We start from the raw sequence: 12,071 nt of genomic DNA, 5'->3' as shown, positions 1-12,071 counted from the left end.
ACAGGAGACTGATCAAAATGAAAATCCAACAAGTAGAAATTTTTGCAATTCATTTACCACTTATTGATCCATTTATCATCAGTTATGCTACATATGATACAATGCCTTCTATTATTTTGAAGGTTATGACAGACACAGGTATTGTAGGCTATGGTGAAGCAGTGCCGGACGAGCACGTAACTGGGGAGACGTGGGAAAGCACATATGCTGTATTAAAGAACCAGCTTGCTCCTGCAATTATTGGGGAAGATCCAATGGCCTTTGAAAAACTTCACGATAAATTGAACAAAGCTGTGAAGGATGTGCCAGCAGCGAAAGCGGCAATTGACATTGCTTGTTTCGATATTGCAGGGAAAGCGTTACAGGTTCCAGTGTACCAACTACTAGGTGGTCGTTATCATGAGAAATTCCCGATTACCCATGTACTGAGCATTGGAACACCTGAGGCAATGGCAGAAGAGGCGGTAAACCGTGTGGAGATGGGCTATCGATCATTTAAAATGAAGGTCGGAACAGAGGTAGCTCGCGATGTTGCTCGTATCAAAGCGGTGCGTGAACGTGTTGGTGAAGACATCGCCATTCGTGTAGATGTAAATCAAGGATGGGGCAATGCGTCCACTACATTACAAGGTTTACGTGCATTAAAGGATCTAAATATCGATTGGTTAGAGCAGCCAGTAGATAGTGAAGATATTGATGGAATGGTAGAGATCAAGTCAAAATCTGATGTTCCATTGATGATTGATGAAGGTCTTCGCGGTGTACGTGAAATGCGCGAAATTATTGCAAAGCGTGCTGCAGATAAAGTAAATATTAAATTAATGAAATGCGGTGGTATTTATCCGGCTATGAAACTAGCGGTTATGGCTGAAATGGCAGGCATTGAATGCCAAATCGGCTCAATGGTCGAATCTTCCGTTGGTTCAGCAGCTGGCTTCCATGTAGCATTCTCTAAAAAAATAATGACAAGTGTAGAATTAACGGGCCCATTAAAATTCTCTAAGGATGTTGGGAACTTACACTATGATGTTCCATTTATCTGTTTAAATGAGAAACCAGGATTAGGCGTAGACGTTGATGAAGAGATCCTTAAAGAATTATGTAAATTCTCAACAATTGTAACAGCTTAAGGAGGCGGCGACATGGAGAAAATTTATGAAGGTATGCTTGGAGAAACGCCGTTTTTTGTTACAACATTAAATCTTCAGCATTTGCAAGAAATTGAAAAATTGCAGCTTGAGGTTTATGAATATTTAGCAGACAAAAGTATTTTACAACCTTTAAGTACTGAGGAGTTTGACTATATTTTAAGCGGCAATGGCATGATGATCGGAGCTTACGTAGGGGATGAGCTAATGGCCTTTCGTGCACTATTGAACCCACCTGTTGATGAAGAGCACCTTGGCTACGATTGTGGGATTGCCGAGGAAGAATTTCATAAAGTTTTATATCAAGAAATATCGAATGTCTCACCAACATACCGTGGCTATGGATTACAAAAAACATTAGCCCAAGTTATCATGGGCCACATCGATTTAAAAAAATATGATTACGTATGCTCAACAGTAAAGCCATATAATATCCCTAGCTTGAAAGATAAATTTTCCCAAGGGCTAGTCGTAAAAGGATTGAAGATTAAGTATGTAGATAAGCTCCGGTATATTTTCTATAAAGACTTGCGACAAGAGCAATCAGCCTTTACAGAAAAGAAGTCGATATCGATGGGGGATACAGTAGGTCAGCAACAGCTTTTAAAACAGGGTTATACAGGTACTTCTATGTATGAGGATCAAGGTGATTGGTTCGTCGTTTATGAAAAATAAATAATAGTAAAAAGGGTCGACAAAAGAATAATATATAAATTAAGGTGTATCAATAAACAATAGTTGATTTTCACTCCGAGTTGGCGCTTTCCGCGGGCTTGGCTTCAATCTTCTCTTCACTACGTTCCTGCGGGGCTTTCAGCTCAAGCTAATCCCGCAGGAGTCGCCACTCTCCGTGAAAATCAACGATTCCTTTTCATTAAGTTAAATAGACAAGCTGAAACAAATAGTATTATAGCTATTGATGTGAAATTATAATAAGTTCTTTCATTCCGCAAATACGTGTAATGCTCCTCGTAAATCTCTTCAATCACCTCAAATGGATTTTGATTAATCATTTTTATCCTCCGTAAGATATCGAGCACACTCAAGTTGGATAGCGAAAAAATAAAAAGAATCCAGTTTGAATAGAAAATTGATCAAAATGGATTCTTTTTCATTATATTTTTTAATAGGAGAGGTAAGGCTGTTTTTCATTTCGTCGGGCAAAAGCCACAAGCCATTAAGCCTGGTATGTCTTTAGAAAAACAGCATGATTTTCGGACTGGTACGTTCACTAAATTAGTGGGGCTCTGACCACCTGTATATTGTGCCCACCAAGATTTGTTTGAGAAACGAGCCCATGTTTTAGGGTCCTCTAAAGCTTCAATATCCTCCATCGCCTGATCGGCTAGACCAGGATTAGAAAGCAATATGTGATAGTGCCAAAGTAAATATCCGAAGAAATTTTCCCAGATAGTTAGTGGGGAAATAGATGTCACTTTACGAAGCTGTTGAACGACAACATGCCCATCATAGAGAATCTTCTCAATAACAGCTTGACGCTCATCCTCGTCGACATAACGCCAATCGTTTGGGTTCACGAACATTGCAACAGTAAAACTATCGAATTCTTTTGCTGCATCAAAGCGTAGCTCGATAGGTTTACCATCCCAGACTTCGTCATAGGCGGCAAGCATGTAAAGTTGCATAGCAAAAAACATTCCGTAGCGGCGTGCAAAGTGAGAAATAGCGGCCGTTTCAGTTGCTGCATCTGTAATCCCCATCATTAGGTTTAAAAAATCAGGATGGTAAAAGTCTTTATGTATATCAGCTAATGTAAATAATGTCCGCTTTGGTTCCGTCGTATAAATGCTATAGGAATTCAATTGACGAACTTGATCCATCGTTAATGCTGGCATTGTCATCACCTTTTCTTTCAATCATCTGTTACGTTTATTATAAATTAATCATTTTTGCTTCACAAATGGAATGCAATATAGTAAAATACATTAAACATATCTGAAAGGTAGGTTTTAAAATGTCACAGCCTCATGCAATTCCAAGGCCGCTTGTTCGACTTAATCAATGGACGATTCTTGTAAGTGTCATTCTAACATGGATAACAGGTGTCTTTTGGATTTTAGCCATTCCTTTAGTAGCAAATTTACTTGGTGTTTTATGTAATTTTAATCCTATTATTCGAGTAGGGAAGCTGTTTCTGAAAAAGGCGCCATCTACTTATATACCAGAGGATGCGCAACAGCAAAAGTTCAATTCTAGTATTGCTAGCTTTTGTTTAACTGGTGGATTTATAGGTTTCTGGCTAAAATGGCAGGTGGTGGGCTATGTCTTTACAGGAATGGTTGCTGTAGCTTCATCGCTGGCAATTGCAGGATTTTGTATAGGTTGTTTCCTACATTTTCAGTTAAAGCAATGGCAATATCGTCGCTCGTTGAAGAGTAGTCAGTAAAAAAACTTAAAACAATTTTCAGATTAATGTTGACATTTTAATTGATAATGATTATCATTATCGTATAAAGATTATTCCTCCTCTACAATACAGTGTAGAGAGGATGAACTTTAGCTACTTTTCTCCAGAAGTTTGCTAGTTCATGATTACGCTCCTAAAACCCCCCTCATTTTTTGGGAACGTAAAAATCTCTAGACGACTCACTCCATTGTGACTGAGTCGTCTTTTTTTGATAGAAACTGCAATTGTGTCGATAAATCAGCAAAGTATTCCTATAAAGAGAATATCTCAGAGACTTATGCCAATATGGATAAGTTTCTCTTTTTTTGATCCATAAATAGGGTAATTAGTTAATCAGTAACAAGGATTAGTATAGTATAATTAAAAATAGGAATTTACTATAAAATTAGTGGAGGGGATTAAATGAAGAAATATGTGATCACTTTACTCATCGTTGTGGCCTTTTTAATCAACCCATCGTCTTCTAAAGCAGATGTACAGTGGGATGGGGCACAAATTGTGAAGGGTCAAACGGGAAAAATGACCTTTAAAAAAGATGTAAAAGTGTATAAGCAGAATGCAAACGGTACATATAGTTCGATGATGGTCAAACGCAACAGCTATTTCCGAGTATATAATATCGAAAAGTATAACAATAAAACATTTTATTGGATGAGCTCGGGTTACCGTGTACAAGCAACGGATTTAGTTGTTTTTAAGAAAATACCTTTGAACATCCGTGCTTCTTTTTATGATAATCCAGGCTATATCAACATCAATGGTCAACCCTCCGCCTTTGACTATGGAACACATTACTTGGAAGGGTATGTAGATGGGGGCCCTAGTTATGATATTTCTATTGGTGAAAATCTATATTACGATCGTACGCACCCAACTGAAGGAAAGTTTAAAGGGGGCTATATTGATGCCACGGATATTCGCATTGCAGAAACGATAAAAAGAGATAAAAAACTCTATAAGCTAACAGCTAATGCACAGCATTTAAGAGGTCCAATGGCTGGAGCAGGTACAGGAGGGAAATATTCAAAAGGCACTGTTTTTCAATCGTTAGGACTTGAAATAAATGGATACCTTAGAGTGCAATTGCTCGGAACATGGGGAGAAGATTTTATTTTTACTTATATTCCTGTAAAATCACTCCAACCTGTGCAAACCCAAGGGAAACGCTATATCCGATATGGTGTTGTTGGTGAAGGTAATGGAAAGTTAAGAGAACTAAAACGTTTTGATGAAGTAATGTTTTTGACAGAAAAAAATACGACAGCTTGGATTGAGATAGGTGGGGAAATGTATCGTGTACCGAAAAAAGCCCTAGCTACCATAAAACCGAACGAGTCACCAATTATTACAACATCTTTCTTGCCAAATGATACGCTTCAGCAGTTAGTGTATGGGAATGGTGTATATAAGAAAACGGCTAATAATCGTTTTGAAGCGCAGAACGAAAAGTTCATTAACTATCATGAGACAGAACAAACTTTTAATTATGAAAAGGATGATATCAAATATATATTTGAAAAACCAGTTACAGAAGGCTCGAAGGTGACTAGAATGGAGTATGGAATGAAAGAAGAAGGGTTTGTTCGTGCCATTCATTTCACATTCACAAAACCACCGTACGGTACGTTTAACAATGTTGTGGAAACGTCTTTTGGTGAATTATTTGCACCAGGTTACGGTTATATCGATGGACGTAACAACATACTAATGTCTTATGAATAAGTAGAAAAACAGGTGTGGAAAAAGAATTATTTTTCCACACCTGTTTGATTTTTGATGGAGTTATCTTTTTTGATAGAAACTGCAATTGTTCCGAAAAACGAGATAATATTCCGATAAATCAAGACATTCCTATAAAAATGAACTCATCACCATATCATGGGGGTGAATTTCGTTCCGGCTGGGCGCTTTGTCGCTACCGCTTCGCTTTCGCGCAGATAAAACATTTAATTAAAAATATGTAACCTTCTATAGTTATACCAATAATTACAATTTAATATATAATATACCTTGATAAGAAGGGGTGATTATTTCATGTTTTACATTAGAAATTTAGAAAATGAGTTTGAGTTCTTTCTAGATATGTTATATGAGTCTATACATATTCCAGAAAGTAAACCATCAAAAGAAGCTTTACTAAACTCGCCTGACATAAGAAAATATCATGAAGGTTGGGGGAGAAGGGGAGATAGAGCTTTAATTGCCTTTAACACAAAAAATCAAGCTGTTGGTGCTGTCTGGTACAGATTATTTGATGACAATACTAAAAGCTATGGTTTTATAGATTGCAATACTCCTGAAATCGGAATCGCTGTTTCAGAAGAAGTAAGGGGAAAAGGGGTAGGCACTTTACTGATGCGTAAAATAATTCAACAAGCAAAAGATGAAGGATACATTAACATTTCACTTAGCGTAGACCTCAAAAATGACGCGGCCATTAATATTTATAAAAAACTTGGCTTTAAAGATTATGAAGTAGTAGGGACATCTAAAACAATGATATACAAATTATAGTGTTCGCTAGAATAAAAAATGTACATTACTAAAAGGCGATTTAGTAATGTACATTTTTATTATTGAGTAGGACTACTTTGAACAGCACTCTTTTTCCCAAGTATCATTGTATAGTAGCTATGTAATAGCATGCCAACAATGATGACCCCTAGACCTGCTAAAGCAATTCGATCTGGGAATGCAATGTCGAGCAACAATACTTCACCAATAATGACAAAGAGTATTTCAGTTGATTGTGTTGCTTCAACCGCTGCGAGCTTGCCTTGATGATCGCGAACGCGGTCAGTTGCAATGAAAAATAAAGTTGTGGCGATGACACCAGAGCTTATACCAACTAGCAACGATTGCATTACTTGGCTGCTTGAAGGAAGTCCGACCGTTGCCATTGCATAAATGGCTAGAATAATCCATGCGGGCATGGAGGCGATGGTCATTCCGAGAACTCGTTGATATGTATCGATGCGTCCGCCACAGATGTCCATCATTTTGCGGTTACCAAGAGGGTAGGCAAACGCTGCAATGACAACGGGTAAAATGCCAAGCATTAAACTTTTAAACGGAACTGATTGTGCCTGTGGTATTTGAATAAGTAAAATGCCGGCTAAAATGACACATGAAATAAGTAATGAAATAAGCGGTATTTTTTGACGTACTGTTTTCCCGGCCACTACTGAAACAAATAGGGGAGCTAGTAATACGCCAGCGACAATTGTGAATTGCCATGTTCCAGAGACGAGCCAGCCTGGACCGAATGCTGCTGCAAATGTCAATGGGGCATAGAACAGTACGAACCCAATAAAGCTCCAAAGCAGCCAAGCTACAGGCTGTGCTTTCATCTCACCTGATAATTGGGAAAAGCCTTTGCGATAGAAGACGATCACGAGTAAAAACGGTAGCATAAAGAAATAGCGCAGGGATGCACTCCATAGCCAGCTCCCGCCTTGCATTTCCATTGCATGATTCAATATAAATGTAACAGCGAAAAAAAGTGAGGCTAAAATGCCTAATGCAATTTCTTTCATTAAAATCACCTCAATTTATGTAGTTTGAAAATTCAGTCATCATCTTCAAAAAATTTACGAAGAAGGGGTAAACCCTTCTTCGTAATTATTTTCCTTGTTGTTCAAAGAGCTGTACAATTTCGATAATCACTTGTGTTGCTTTTTCCATTGTTTCTGCAGATACATATTCAAATTTACCGTGCATATTTTCGCCACCTGCAAAAATGTTTGGTGTTGGTAAGCCCATGTAAGAAAGCTGAGAACCATCAGTACCGCCACGGATAGGTAGTGTAATTGGCGTAATCTCTAACTTTTCCATTGCTGTACGTGCGATGTCGACAATTTCCTTTACAGGTTCAATTTTTTCGCCCATATTATAGTATTGATCTTCGATTGTAATGCTTAAAGCATCCTCGCTGTATTGGGCTTTAATTTTTGCTGCAGCATCAAGCATTAATTGTTTTTTCGCTTCAAACTTTTGACGGTCATGGTCGCGAACGATATAAGAAAGCTCAGTATGCTCGATCGCACCGCTAAAGCCCATTAAGTGAATAAAGCCCTCATAGCCATCCGTTTTTTCAGGTACTGCATCAGTAGGCATTTCATTTTGGAAGGCAATCGCCATTGTAATGGCATTGACCATTTTATTTTTCGCAGAACCAGGGTGTACACTCGTACCTTTTGTCACAACCTTTACGCCTGCAGCATTAAAGCTTTCGTATTGTAGCTCGCCAAGTGGTCCCCCATCCATCGTATAAGCATAGTCGGCTCCAAATGCAGCCACATCGAATTTATGAGGACCGCGGCCAATTTCTTCGTCAGGTGTAAACGCTACACGTAATTTACCATGTTTAATAGAAGGATTATTTATTAGGTATTCCATAGCCGTCATAATTTCAGCGATACCAGCTTTATCGTCAGCGCCTAATAATGTAGTCCCATCCGTTGTAATTAACGTTTGACCTACATAATTTTTAAGCTCAGGAAAATCTGTTGGCGACATCGCTAAATTTTCGTTTAGCTGGATCACTCCACCATCATAGTTGTTAATGCGTTGTGGATTAACATTTGTGCCAGTAAAATCTGTTGTAGTGTCTACATGCGCTAAAAAGCCAATAGTAGGCACTTTTTTATCTGTATTTGCTTCGAGTGTTGCAAATAAATAACCATTTTCATCTAATGTAATATCAGTTAAGCCTATTGCAGCAAGTTCATCTTTTAGTACATGCAATAAGTCAAATTGTTTTTGTGTTGAAGGAGTTGTTTCGCTTGTGAAATCAGATTGTGTATCAATTTTTGCATAACGAATTAAACGCTCGATTACTTGTTCTTTCATAAGTATGGCCTCCTAATGTGTATGTTTAACTTCTTTCAGCCTCCTGCAGATGTCACGTAATTGTGACGAGGCATAATTAGTTATTATTGTAACACTTTACTTCGGATTTCGGAATATTGAGAAATACTTAAGGCAATTAGTAGTTGGGCACTGTAATATGTCAACATAATAAACTCATGTGAAAATGGTAAAGGCATCATAAATTTATTAATAGCTAAATAGGAATCTGATGAGATAAATAGTAGAGCTCCGATCGTCGCAAAGGTAGAACCAGTCCGAATCGCAGTCCAACCCATCGTTAATATCACTGAAATATAGGCAATTACTGCGATACCAAGTACGACTTCTCCTGATGAAAACACCGTACCTGCAATCCACACAGCCATACTTGCACCGTAAACGAGCAATACAATCTTTGCCCAGGTAGGTACTTGTCGTTCATTCGTAGAAAAAAAGGCAAGGATATAAAAAATATGCCCTATTAGGAAGCTAGTTAGCCCAATTAGAAACCACTGTAATGTATAATCACCGACCATACAAAAGACAAGTCCAATAACAATTAGTAGTTGATACTTTTTAATGCCTACATTTTTTGATGTAGCGGCTAAAATAATGATGAAAATCATTGGGATGACTTTAAAGATAAGTATCAGGCTTTGTGGAATATGGGAAAGGAAAAAAATATAATATAGACCAAACAAAATAATAAATGCTATTAAAAATTTTTTAGACAAAATTCTCATCTCCTTTTCTTTGAAATTCTTTATCTATGTTAGAATTTCCTTTATTCTTTCGTATAGGAAATGCATAAGAGTGTACTCATTCATCTTATGTATGAAACTTTTTTAGTATGTAACCGTAAATAAGTGGACAGTAAGGTAAGAGAGGGTGAGCGAAATGACCAAGCTATTAATAGCTTCGGCAGTTATTGGATTAATCGCGAGTGTTTTATTAACACCGCTTATAACGAAAAAGCGAGAAGACGGATCGAAAAAGGTAATCGGATACTTCTTTATCGGTGTATTTGTACTAGGATTTTTAGCTACTGGTATAACCGTATATGTGACGAAAATGGATGTAAACTGGCTTGCTTTTTGGCCCGCTATTATTCTATTAACATTAGGTGGCGCGCTTCTTGCAAGTGGTATTGAAAGAAAAATAAAAGGTGTCTTATTTTTGGCAAGTTTAGGTGTTGCAGTGTTTGTATTATCAGCTCCTTTATGGAATGCTAACGAAAAATTCAAGTCAGCTGAAATGAAGCAAGAGGTTGAAATAAAACCATTCGATGAAACACAAACACCAGCTAGTGTTCCGCCTAAATTTGCACGTAATAAAATGAAAAAAGCGTTCGGGCAAGTACCGAATACGAGTTATTATGAGCTAGGGCGCTTACAAATTCAAAAAGTGAATGGTGAGTATGTTTATATTGCGCCAGTTGAGTTCTCTGGCTTCTTTAAATGGATGAATGGTGAGACGACTCCTGGTTACTTTATGATGAGCGCAACAGATTCGGCGGACAATCCTAAATTTGTTAAGCAGGAAATGAAGTATGTTCCTTCTGCTTATTTAAATTCAAATTTAGAGCGTCATATACGTTTACAACATCCATTCCTTGTTTTTTATGGAGATGTTCAACTTGAAATAGATGATGAAGGTAAACCATACTACATCCGTTCTTATGGTGAATTTATTTCTGCACGTAATGGCTTCGATGTAAAAGGGATTGTGCTTGTAGATGCACTAACAGGGAAATCAGAAGTTATGAAACTGGAGGATGTCCCGGAATTTATTGATGGAGCGGTTTCTCCAGAGACAGTAAGCTTGCAAAATAGTTATTTCGGTAATTATGTACATGGATTTTGGAATAGCAAGTTTGGTAAGAAGGACGTTAAACTACCTTCAGATGAGGGAACAGAGGCAAATGTTAGCCCAATTTTTGATGAAAAAGGCGATATGTATTATTTCACAGACTTTACGAGCCCTAAAGAGGGTGTCGATTCCATGCTAGGCTATTCCTTAACAAATGCCCGAACAGGTCAAGCAACCTATTATACTGGAAATCAAGACGCTTCTTATATGGATTCGCAAGGTAACTTGCAAATTATCGAGAAGAAATTTATCGAGAAAAAATGGTCTGGGGAAATGCCGGTATTGTATAACTTTTACGGTGAGGCAAGCTGGTTAACTGCAGTGCTTGATTCAAATGGTTTCTTACAAAATTATTTCATCGTATCTGCAGCGAATCCTGAAATCTCCGCTTATGCGACAACTCCTAAAGAGGCATTAAAATTATATAAAACAGCCTTAAGTCGCGGTGGAAATACAGTCGAAGGAAGTTCACATGCAGAAGAGAAAAATGCAAGTGGAAAAGTACTTCGCGTATACAAGGAACGTCTAGGAGACTATACAGTTGTATCATTCTTACTAAATAACGGTAAAAACTATTTGGTAAGCTCGGAAACAGAACCACTTGCAATTTATTTACAAGAAGGCGATGAGGTCATTCTCACTTATGGTGATACAGGAGAGCAGTTTTTACCAGTTCGATCAATGATTGTTAAAGGATTAGTAGAAGAGAAAAAATAATATAAAAGACGATCAAGTAGTAATGCGCTACAAAGATCGTCTTTTTTATGTTGGTTGAGATTCTATATAGAGAAGCATCTTTTCCTGGTGATTCGTATAAAGTGCTTTTGCATGATCGTTTAACGTAAATATTTCATGAATATACCCTTGAAGTAAGTTATGTTCATATTCAAAAGTATAAGAATCTTCGTTTTCTATTATATGTGCTAATAAAAGTGCATGTAATACAACGACCTCTAGATTTTCTGTATTTGTAATGAATTTAAGATTGAGAATGGAAGTATGAGAAACGAATTGATTAACGTAATCAATAGCATGCTTATAAACGGTTAAGTCGATATGTGGCTCAAGTCGTTTTCTTAATAATGTACAATTATTATTTAAGTCTTGGATTTTTAAAAACAAACCTTTTACACTTCGCTTATGTTGTTGTTCTAATGTACGAGCAAGATCTTTGTTCATATAGGGCATTTTTATATAACTCCTTTCCGCATAGCGGTCTTCTATTAGTATTAATGGAATTCTATCAAATGGAAAGAGTCTTTTTGTTTAATTTATATGTAAATTTAACTTATTTCAGAGGCTGTTGAATATAGGAACTCAGTCTTAGAACGCCAGTGAATTAGGGGAGGTGTCCATTTTTTATTGTTCTAGAACTTAGGATACGAAAGATATTAAACTAAAATGAACTCAATATTTATATAGGAAGCTTTTCAACGAAATGATAAAGTGTAAATTTTTATTAGAAAAAGTGTTGACCTTTTTGGATTAAGGGTGTAGACTTATACAAGTCGTTAAGATAACTTCTGAAAAACAACAACTACATTAAATAAATTAGCTGTTGACATCAAGTTTACGACATGATATTATATAAGAGTTGCTGTTGAGAAAACAGTAACGAAATGAACCTTGAAAACTGAACAAGCAAAACGTAATCAATAAAGTTTTTAGTAGCTAACCTTGAGTTAGTGAACAAAACAAAATTTTGGACATCAAACATGATGCCAGCAAAACAATTTGAGCTAATCAAATTTCTTTTTATGGAGAGTTTGATCCTG

12 protein-coding genes are annotated in these 12,071 nt (G+C 37.0%); 7 read left to right on the top strand and 5 right to left on the bottom strand.

Translation table 11 applies throughout. From position 1 onward, the window contains the following. Window positions 1–17: 17 nt before the first annotated feature. The gene (locus MWJ95_RS21155; RefSeq protein WP_249107172.1) at window positions 18–1,130 is read left to right on the top strand and encodes a mandelate racemase/muconate lactonizing enzyme family protein; all 1,113 of its coding nucleotides are present in this window, start codon (window positions 18–20) and stop codon (window positions 1,128–1,130) included. A gap of 12 nt (window positions 1,131–1,142) precedes the next feature. After that, window positions 1,143–1,823: a GNAT family N-acetyltransferase gene (locus MWJ95_RS21150; protein ID WP_249107171.1), complete on the top strand. Its 681-nt coding sequence runs from the start codon at window positions 1,143–1,145 to the stop codon at window positions 1,821–1,823. 473 nt (window positions 1,824–2,296) lie between these two features. Here MWJ95_RS21150 and MWJ95_RS21145 read toward each other — a convergent pair whose 3' ends face one another. Further along, entirely contained in the window at window positions 2,297–3,004 is a 708-nt protein-coding gene (locus MWJ95_RS21145; RefSeq protein WP_249107170.1) for a Fe-S oxidoreductase, read from the bottom strand. A 119-nt stretch (window positions 3,005–3,123) separates the two neighbouring features. On the opposite strand from MWJ95_RS21145, the gene MWJ95_RS21140 reads away from it, so the two are divergent. The 4 genes from MWJ95_RS21140 (at window position 3,124) to MWJ95_RS21125 (ending at window position 6,090) form a co-directional block, all read left to right on the top strand. Next, complete coding sequence (locus MWJ95_RS21140; protein ID WP_249075563.1) at window positions 3,124–3,555, top strand: DUF4395 domain-containing protein; 432 nt, start codon at window positions 3,124–3,126, stop codon at window positions 3,553–3,555. Between the two features lie 423 nt (window positions 3,556–3,978). Continuing rightward, entirely contained in the window at window positions 3,979–5,298 is a 1,320-nt protein-coding gene (locus MWJ95_RS21135) for a hypothetical protein (RefSeq protein ID WP_249075562.1), read from the top strand. A 14-nt stretch (window positions 5,299–5,312) separates the two neighbouring features. Beyond that, the gene (locus tag MWJ95_RS21130; RefSeq protein ID WP_249107169.1) at window positions 5,313–5,540 is read left to right on the top strand and encodes a hypothetical protein; all 228 of its coding nucleotides are present in this window, start codon (window positions 5,313–5,315) and stop codon (window positions 5,538–5,540) included. A gap of 70 nt (window positions 5,541–5,610) precedes the next feature. Next, window positions 5,611–6,090, top strand: coding sequence for a GNAT family N-acetyltransferase (locus MWJ95_RS21125; protein WP_249107168.1), 480 nt, complete (start codon window positions 5,611–5,613; stop codon window positions 6,088–6,090). Window positions 6,091–6,149: 59 nt separating this feature from the next. Here the strand turns inward: MWJ95_RS21125 and MWJ95_RS21120 are convergent, their stop codons facing one another. The 3 genes from MWJ95_RS21120 to MWJ95_RS21110 form a co-directional block, all read right to left on the bottom strand. Then, a complete protein-coding gene (locus MWJ95_RS21120; RefSeq protein WP_249075560.1) occupies window positions 6,150–7,112 on the bottom strand; it encodes a DMT family transporter in 963 nt (320 codons plus the stop codon). An 85-nt stretch (window positions 7,113–7,197) separates the two neighbouring features. Further along, a complete protein-coding gene (gene pepT, locus MWJ95_RS21115) occupies window positions 7,198–8,427 on the bottom strand; it encodes a peptidase T (RefSeq protein WP_249075559.1) in 1,230 nt (409 codons plus the stop codon). Window positions 8,428–8,510: 83 nt separating this feature from the next. Then, entirely contained in the window at window positions 8,511–9,170 is a 660-nt protein-coding gene (locus tag MWJ95_RS21110) for a lysoplasmalogenase (protein ID WP_249107167.1), read from the bottom strand. Between the two features lie 154 nt (window positions 9,171–9,324). Between MWJ95_RS21110 and MWJ95_RS21105 the strand changes: the two genes are divergently transcribed. Further along, on the top strand, window positions 9,325–11,013 hold the full coding sequence (locus MWJ95_RS21105) for a hypothetical protein (protein ID WP_249075557.1): 1,689 nt from the start codon (window positions 9,325–9,327) through the stop codon (window positions 11,011–11,013). A 45-nt stretch (window positions 11,014–11,058) separates the two neighbouring features. Here the strand turns inward: MWJ95_RS21105 and MWJ95_RS21100 are convergent, their stop codons facing one another. Continuing rightward, a complete protein-coding gene (locus MWJ95_RS21100) occupies window positions 11,059–11,484 on the bottom strand; it encodes a hypothetical protein (RefSeq protein WP_249075556.1) in 426 nt (141 codons plus the stop codon). Between the last annotated feature and the right edge of the window lie 587 nt (window positions 11,485–12,071).

This window comes from Lysinibacillus sp. Bpr_S20 (assembly GCF_023337835.1).
Lineage (GTDB): Bacteria > Bacillota > Bacilli > Bacillales_A > Planococcaceae > Lysinibacillus.
Note: the sequence above shows the minus strand (reverse complement) of the source record. Positions and strands in the feature narration are given on the sequence as shown.

What these genes read in the sequence shown, in the direction of transcription:
- MWJ95_RS21155 (WP_249107172.1), top strand. Translation starts at nt 18, where the DNA reads ATGAAAATCCAACAAGTAGAAATTTTTGCAATTCATTTACCACTTATT.
- MWJ95_RS21150 (WP_249107171.1), top strand. Translation starts at nt 1,143, where the DNA reads ATGGAGAAAATTTATGAAGGTATGCTTGGAGAAACGCCGTTTTTTGTT.
- MWJ95_RS21145 (WP_249107170.1), bottom strand. Translation starts at nt 3,004, where the DNA reads ATGCCAGCATTAACGATGGATCAAGTTCGTCAATTGAATTCCTATAGC.
- MWJ95_RS21140 (WP_249075563.1), top strand. Translation starts at nt 3,124, where the DNA reads ATGTCACAGCCTCATGCAATTCCAAGGCCGCTTGTTCGACTTAATCAA.
- MWJ95_RS21135 (WP_249075562.1), top strand. Translation starts at nt 3,979, where the DNA reads ATGAAGAAATATGTGATCACTTTACTCATCGTTGTGGCCTTTTTAATC.
- MWJ95_RS21125 (WP_249107168.1), top strand. Translation starts at nt 5,611, where the DNA reads ATGTTTTACATTAGAAATTTAGAAAATGAGTTTGAGTTCTTTCTAGAT.
- MWJ95_RS21120 (WP_249075560.1), bottom strand. Translation starts at nt 7,112, where the DNA reads ATGAAAGAAATTGCATTAGGCATTTTAGCCTCACTTTTTTTCGCTGTT.
- pepT (WP_249075559.1), bottom strand. Translation starts at nt 8,427, where the DNA reads ATGAAAGAACAAGTAATCGAGCGTTTAATTCGTTATGCAAAAATTGAT.
- MWJ95_RS21110 (WP_249107167.1), bottom strand. Translation starts at nt 9,170, where the DNA reads ATGAGAATTTTGTCTAAAAAATTTTTAATAGCATTTATTATTTTGTTT.
- MWJ95_RS21105 (WP_249075557.1), top strand. Translation starts at nt 9,325, where the DNA reads ATGACCAAGCTATTAATAGCTTCGGCAGTTATTGGATTAATCGCGAGT.
- MWJ95_RS21100 (WP_249075556.1), bottom strand. Translation starts at nt 11,484, where the DNA reads ATGCCCTATATGAACAAAGATCTTGCTCGTACATTAGAACAACAACAT.